General features: G+C 64.9%; 5 protein-coding genes. 2 read left to right on the forward strand and 3 right to left on the reverse strand.

Features of this window, described 5'->3' with window-relative positions; translation table 11 throughout:
* The first annotated feature begins 128 nt into the window (after positions 1 to 128).
* Together ACH107_RS29970 and ACH107_RS29975 are read left to right on the forward strand one after the other, a co-directional pair.
* Entirely contained in the window at positions 129 to 1,835 is a 1,707-nt protein-coding gene (locus ACH107_RS29970) for a TniQ family protein (RefSeq protein ID WP_412509357.1), read from the forward strand.
* Between the two features lie 177 nt (positions 1,836 to 2,012).
* A complete protein-coding gene (locus ACH107_RS29975; protein WP_412509358.1) occupies positions 2,013 to 3,074 on the forward strand; it encodes an MmgE/PrpD family protein in 1,062 nt (353 codons plus the stop codon).
* Positions 3,075 to 3,084: 10 nt separating this feature from the next.
* On the opposite strand, the gene ACH107_RS29980 is transcribed toward ACH107_RS29975, so the two are convergent.
* The 3 genes from ACH107_RS29980 to ispF form a co-directional block, all read right to left on the reverse strand.
* Positions 3,085 to 3,555 (reverse strand): CinA family protein, encoded by a 471-nt coding sequence (locus ACH107_RS29980; protein ID WP_412509359.1) that lies wholly within the window; start codon positions 3,553 to 3,555, stop codon positions 3,085 to 3,087.
* Positions 3,552 to 4,049 (reverse strand): phosphatidylglycerophosphatase A, encoded by a 498-nt coding sequence (locus tag ACH107_RS29985; protein WP_412509360.1) that lies wholly within the window; start codon positions 4,047 to 4,049, stop codon positions 3,552 to 3,554. The genes ACH107_RS29980 and ACH107_RS29985 overlap by 4 nt, the downstream gene beginning before the upstream one ends.
* Positions 4,046 to 4,878, reverse strand: an 833-nt coding sequence (ispF, locus tag ACH107_RS29990; RefSeq protein WP_412509361.1) for a 2-C-methyl-D-erythritol 2,4-cyclodiphosphate synthase, incomplete at its 5' end; no start/stop codon positions are given. The genes ACH107_RS29985 and ispF, both read right to left, overlap by 4 nt.

Consider the following 4,878-nt stretch of genomic DNA (forward strand, 5'->3'; position numbering starts at 1 on the left):
GATTTCTTGTTCATCTTCGCTCCTTGGTGGCTGCGATGAACCAGAAATCCTCCGTTACGAAAACCTCAAATCTGTCCCAAAGGCGCTGACGTCAGACAGACTTCATCGAGCTGTCCCGGCAAAAGGTGATGGAGCCTGATGACGCGGTCCTCGCGCGCCTGTCGGAAATGTCGGGCCAGGCGGTTGCGCGACTGTGGCGGTCGACCTACAGGTCCGTTGACGCCCGGATCCTCGAGCACCGGGGCGAACGCTTCAACGCGGAATTCTTCAACCGTCACCAGACGTCCTATTGCCCGGCGTGTCTGCTGGAGGATCGCCGGATGTATGGCCAGCGCGTGGGGCGTGTCGATTGGCGGTTCGAGTCGGTCCGGACGTGCCCTCACCATGGCGTTCCGCTGGTGCGTCGCAAGAACACCAGCCATGGCGAGCGGTTCCAGTACATGGACATGGTCGCCCCGGAGGACGACACCCTCGAGCGCATGCTCGAGGGGGCCGCGCAGCGCGCGCTGTCACCTCTGCAGACCTATGTGCAAAGCCGTCTGGAGGGCCAAAGCGGGCCGCACTGGCTCGACGGTCAGGACATCGATACCGCCGCCCGTGCCTGTGAGATGATCGGCGTGGTCGTTGTGAACGGACCCAAGCCGAACCTCCACAAACTGACAGAAGCAGACTGGGACGCCGCCGGGTCGGCCGGATACCGCATCGCCGCCCGGGGTGAGCCGGGTATCCGCGCGGCGCTCGAGGACATGAAACGCGAGTTCGCGTCGTCCGGAAGGGTCGGCGGGCCGCAAGCTGTTTTCGGCCGACTTTACCAGTGGATCCAGTTCAGCAAGAGCCGACGTCCGGTGGGGCCGATCCGCGAGCTTCTGCGCGACGTGATCCTGGACAACTTCTCGATCGATCCCGATGCGGAACTGTTCGGCGTGCCAGTGGCGCAGCGGCGCAAGCACACGGTCAGCAGCCTGTCCCGTAGCGGCGGGATTCACCCGAAAACCCTCACGCGCGCGCTGACGTACACCGGTCTGGTCGATGCCGAAGACGCGGTGCCGACATCGAGCCAGGTCTTCGATGCGCCGGCCGGTGAACGGCTCGTCCAGCGGATCCACGACTCTCTCTCGCTGCAGGACCTTCCGCGCCATCTCAATTGCAATCGGACGCAGGCCGAGATGCTTGTCAGGACCGGCTTCATCCCGAGGTTGACCCGGGACGGCCCGGGCGTGGCCGGCGTCTTGAAAAACGTCGCCCGGGAGGACGCCGACCTGTTCTTGGAAACGCTGCTCGATCGCACGAAACGCGTAGCCCGGCCCGGAGCCGGAATGGTCGACATGATCGAGGCGTCCGAACGCAGCCGGGTGCCGGTCATTGATATCATGCGGGCCGTTCTCTCCGGGCGTGTCACGCGGGTCGAATGTGCCGACCCGGCGGCCAAATTCAAAGGCGTCCTCGTGGACCCTACGGAACTGCGATCTGTCTTTTTGCCGACGGAATTGGACGCGCGGCTGGATCTGAAGACAACCGCAGCCGCGCTCGGCATGAGCACCTCCGGGGTGCGCGCACTCACGAGGCTGTACGACAGGGACGGGCATCCGATCCTCAACGAAGAGGCTGTCACGAATGCCAAGGGCGTGTCACATCCGTATTTCAGGCGCGAGGAGGTCGAGGCCTTTCGGCACGACCATGTAACCTTGAAGGACGTGGCCGCGTCAGCGTCGGTCGGTTCGAAGCGCATGAAAGAGACGCTCGACGCGGCCGGTATCCTGCCCATCGGCCCGAGGCGCGGACTTGCACGATTCTACTATCGTCGCTCTGACTTGAGAGGGGTAACGGGCGTCTGAACCGGCCGCACCCCTGCAATCTTCTCCGGCCGCCCCTCGTGGGCGGCTTTTTTTGTGCGCGCGGGGGCGATTTCGATGGCAGAATTATGGGGGTAAAATGGAAGAGGGGAGGGGGGAGGAATATAGGAATATCGAGTAATAACAGTGGGTTATTTTTTTCCAATGGAGGAGTTATGGGTGAAATTACACAACGGCGCGGCCAGCCATGCGCTGGATTACGACGACACGCATTTCGCGCATATCGGGCACCCGTCTGTCGCGGTGATCCCGGCGGCGCTGGCCATGGCGGAAAGGGTAGGTGCCGGGCAGGATGGCTTTCTGCGTGTCGTTCTGGCGGGGTGCGAGGCCTCGGTACGGCTCGGGCTGCTTCTGGGCCGTGGTCATTACCAGACCGGGTTTCACCAGACAGCGACGGCCGGGGCTTTCGGTGCGACACTGGCCGCGGTGCGGCTTCTGTCCGATGACGAAACCGTCCTGCGGCAGGCGCTCGGGCTGGTGAGCACGCGGGCCTCGGGATTGAAATCGCAGTTCGGGACGATGGGCAAGCCCTATAACGCCGGAATCGCGGCGGCGAACGGCGTGGAGGCGGCGCTGCTTGCCATGCGCGGTTTCGTGTCGAATCCCGAGGCGGTTGACGGGGCGCTCGGGTTTCTGGAGACGCATCACGCGGATGGCGCGGGCGCCGGGGCGGACGGTTTCCTCATGGAGGATGTCAGCCTCAAGTTCCACGCGTGCTGTCATGGCCTGCACGCGGCGCTGGAGGCGCTATCGACCTTGAAGGAGGGGATCACCGGCAATGTCGATGCGGTCGAGACGGTCGAGGTGCGGACAAATCCGCGCTGGCTGACCGTTTGCGACAAACCCGAGCCGCAAACCGGGCTCGAGGCGAAATTCAGTTATCGCGCCGTCATGGCCCTGTCCCTGTTGGGCCACGAGATGGCCGCGCTTTCCACTTTTGACGACCGGCTGGTGCTGTCGCCCCGTGTGGTCACGCTGCGCGACAAGGTCCGTGTCCTGCCGCGTGACGACGTGCCGGAACCCGCCGCGGTGGTGCGCGTCACGACGGATGGGCAGACGCGAGAGGCGCATCACGATCTGGCCGCGCCACTGGACATTGATACCCGTGCCGCAAAGCTGCAGCAGAAGATCATCGCGCTGCACGGCGACGATATCGCGGGCCGCATCATGGCCGCCGCGCACGGTGGGGAGATCGCGGGGAGTCTGGCAGTGATGGGATAGGCCGGGCCTGTCAGCCGACGGCCTTGCCCAGCATGTCCATCGCGTGATCCACGCTGGCCCTCCGGACGTTTTCACGCCCGAGCGTGCCGAATTCCAAGGTTTCGGAAACGGTGTCCGCCCCGTGGCGTGCAAGCGCGAAACAAACAAGACCCTCGGGCTTGGCGTCGCTGCCGCCCGGCCCCGCAACGCCCGTGATGGCGATCCCGATATCCGCGTCCGACCCAGAGAGGGCCCCCTCGGCCATTTCGCGGGCGGTTTCCTCGGACACGGCGCCGTGCGAGTCGAGGGTGGTCTGGCTGACGCCCAGCATCTCTTTCTTGGCCGCGTTCGAATAGGTGATGATCCCCCGGTCGTAAATGTCGGACGCGCCGGCGGCGTCGGTAATCGCCGCGGCAAGCAGGCCCCCCGTGCAGCTTTCGGCAGTGGTGAGCATCAGGCCCGCATCGCGGGCGCGCATGACAAGGTTGGCAGACGTGGTCATTGCATCAGTACTCCATGTGACAAGGCGGCGAGGGCGATCACGACAAGGGCGGCGGCGATCCCGGCGAGGACGTCGTCGAGCATCACGCCGAGCGAGTCGCCACGCCGATCGGCCCACCCGATCGGGCCGACCTTGAGTATATCAAAAAAACGGAACGCGAGGAATGCCACGATCCAGCCAGGCCAGAGCGCGGTGAGCGGGGCGCCGGTATGGGCCGCGCCGAGCGACACGGGCAGGAAGGCGACCCATTGGCCCGCGATCTCGTCAATGACGATCTCGGACGGATCGTGATCCGATTTTCCCTTGGTTTCCAGATATGTAGCCCACCATCCCAAACCGAAGATCAGCACCGTGGCGGCCACGAACACGGGGAATCCGCCGAGCGCGTGGAGCGCCCATGCAAAGGGCAACGCGGCAAGCGAGCCCCATGTGCCGGGGGCCGGGCGCAGATGGCCGATGCCAAGCACGGTGACGAAAAGATGCTGTAATGTCATGGCTTTACCAGTGTCACGGCCGCCTGTGCGGCGATGCCTTCGCCACGGCCGGTGAAACCGAGGCGTTCGGAAGTGGTGGCCTTGACCGAGATGCGGTCACACTCAAGGCCCGTGATCCCCGCGAGTGCCCGGCGCATGGCCGCGGCATGGGGGCCGACCTTGGGCTGCTCGCAGATAAGAGTAACGTCCATGTTGTTGATCGCAAATCCTTTTTTATTGACAAGGTCAACCGCGTGACGCAGGAAGACGTGACTTTCCGTGCCCTTCCATTGCGAGTCCGACGGTGGGAAGTGCTGGCCGATGTCGCCCTCCGCCAAGGCGCCATATATTGCGTCTGTCAGGGCGTGCATACCAACATCTGCATCCGAATGGCCCTGCAAGCCGCGATCATGCGGGATCGTCACGCCGCAGAGCACCACCGCGTCGCCGGGGCCGAAGCGGTGCACGTCGAATCCCGTGCCGGTGCGTATATCCATCTGGCCTCGCAATATTCTTTCGGCCCGGGCGAAATCGCCCGGATAGGTGATCTTGAGGTTGTCCTCCTGCCCCTCGACGATGCGGACGGCAAGCCCGGCGCGGCGTGCGACGGCGACGTCATCGGCCGAATTTCCGGGGTCTGCATCGCGGCGGTGTGCCGTCAGGATCGCGTCGGTGCGAAATCCCTGTGGCGTCTGGGCACGGTAAAGGCCCGTCCGGTCGGCCAGACCGGTGACGTGCCCGTCCTCGCCCTGCCAGAGCGCATCGGTCACGGGCAGGGCCGGCGCGGCGGCGGGGCCGTGGTCCAGCGCGTCGAGAACGGACCCGATCAGCGCGGCCGACACGCAGGGCC

The sequence above is a fragment of the Roseovarius halophilus (ex Wu et al. 2025) genome (assembly GCF_047086965.1).